The following is a 394-nucleotide window of genomic DNA, read 5'->3' as shown; positions in this document are numbered from 1 at the left end:
TGGCGGAGGGGAACCACGCGTTCCCATACCGAACACGACCGTTAAGCCCTCCAGCGCCGATGGTACTTGGACCGCAGGGTCCTGGGAGAGTAGGACGTCGCCAAGCAGGTGTTTATCACCTATATTTGCTCTTTGAAAACTGGATAGCGAAAGATGAAACATCCTTAAGTGATTATTAATTGCGAGCGAAGGTTGTTTCGAGTCGAGTGCGACTTTTGCGCGTTTATTTCAACCATTAGTTCTCTAATCAAGAAATAAACCGCAAGGAGCGATCGGCCGAAAGAACCGGAGCATTAGGTTAAGCTAATAAGAGCGCACGGAGGATGCCTAGGCACTAGGAGCCGAAGAAGGACGTGGCGAACAACGAAACTGCCTCGGGGAGCGGTAAGCACGC

The 394-nt window shown here is 51.3% G+C and carries 2 rRNA genes; both read left to right on the top strand.

Annotated elements, in window-relative coordinates:
* Positions 1–106 (top strand): 5S ribosomal RNA (gene rrf, locus WFK81_RS30785); the annotation flags it as partial.
* Between the two features lie 190 nt (positions 107–296).
* Positions 297–394 (top strand): 23S ribosomal RNA (locus WFK81_RS30780); the annotation flags it as partial.

The organism is Paenibacillus sp. MMO-177 (assembly GCF_037147795.1).
Lineage (GTDB): Bacteria > Bacillota > Bacilli > Paenibacillales > Paenibacillaceae > Pristimantibacillus.
This window is presented reverse-complemented; position numbering and strand designations above follow the sequence as displayed.